Origin of the sequence: Streptomyces colwelliae (assembly GCF_048158785.1) — a bacterium.
Classification (GTDB): domain Bacteria; phylum Actinomycetota; class Actinomycetes; order Streptomycetales; family Streptomycetaceae; genus Streptomyces.
In genome coordinates this window covers 1-1,022 of record NZ_JBLTJC010000828.1, presented here as the reverse complement: position 1 = coordinate 1,022, position 1,022 = coordinate 1, and the positions used below count along the sequence as shown (strand labels likewise).

Genomic DNA, 1,022 nt, shown 5'->3' with positions numbered 1-1,022 from the left:
CAGCAGGGGCGGGGCGGGAAGCGGGGTTCGGCGCAGTCGGCGCAGGTCTGGACGCGGAGTTCGCCGGCGCGGGCGTACTGCCAGAAGGGGGCGCCGTCGGTGTCGGTGAGCGGAGTGAGCATGGCGGTCGACTCCTCATTTCACTTCGTGAGCAGCAGGGCGGAGGTGGGGACGCCCTCGCCCGCCGTCACCAGGCAGGTGGCGGCGTCCGGGACCTGGGCGGTGCTGGTGCCGCGCAACTGCCGTACGCCCTCGTTGATCAGGTTGAAGCCGTGGACGTACGCCTCGGAGAGGCCGCCGCCGCTGGTGTTGAGGGGCAGTTGACCGCCGATCTCCAGCGCGCCCCCCTCCGTGAAGGCGCCGCCTTCCCCCCGTCCGCAGAAGCCGTAGCCCTCCAGGGAGAGCGGGACGAGGGCGGTGAACGCGTCGTAGATCTGGGCGACATCGACGTCCTGCGGGGTGAAGTCGGCGTGTTTCCACAAGTGTCGGGCGGCGGTCCAGGCGGGGCCGGTGAGGGGGTCGTCGTTCCAGTAGTTGACCATGCCGTGGTGCTGGGCGGGGAGGCCCTGGGCGGCGGAGTGGACGTAGACCGGAGTGCGCCGGCAGTCGCGGGCGCGTTCGCGGGAGACGACCACGCAGGCCAACGCCCCGTCCGTTTCGAGGCAGTTGTCGAAGAGGCAGAGGGGTTCGCTGATCCAGCGGGAGGTCATGTACATCTCGCGGGTGAGGGGGCGGTCGTACATGATCGCGGCGGGGTTCTGGTTGGCGCGGTTGCGGCAGGCGAGGGCGACGTTGAAGAGGTGGTCGCGGGTCGCGCCGTACTCGTACATGTAGCGGCGGGTGAGCATGGCTATCTCGTCGGCCGGCCGGCTCGCCGTGGTGTTCCGCGGGCTGAGCCAACAGGGCTGCGCCTTGTCGCCGACGCACTCGCCGCGTCTCGCCGAGCTGGACCCGCAAATAGTCGCGGATCACGTCGTGCAGCGTGACTCCCAAGCCGCCGGCGCCGCGGGCTGCCCTGGCGG

1 protein-coding gene and 1 pseudogene are annotated in these 1,022 nt (G+C 70.9%); both read right to left on the bottom strand.

The features are described from left to right. On the bottom strand, positions 1–122 hold a 122-nt coding region (locus ACNFOC_RS54650; RefSeq protein WP_416966348.1), incomplete at its 3' end, for a zinc ribbon domain-containing protein. A gap of 18 nt (positions 123–140) precedes the next feature. Continuing rightward, positions 141–869 (bottom strand): annotated as a pseudogene (locus ACNFOC_RS54645) (thiolase C-terminal domain-containing protein); the annotation flags it as partial. Positions 870–1,022: the final 153 nt, after the last annotated feature.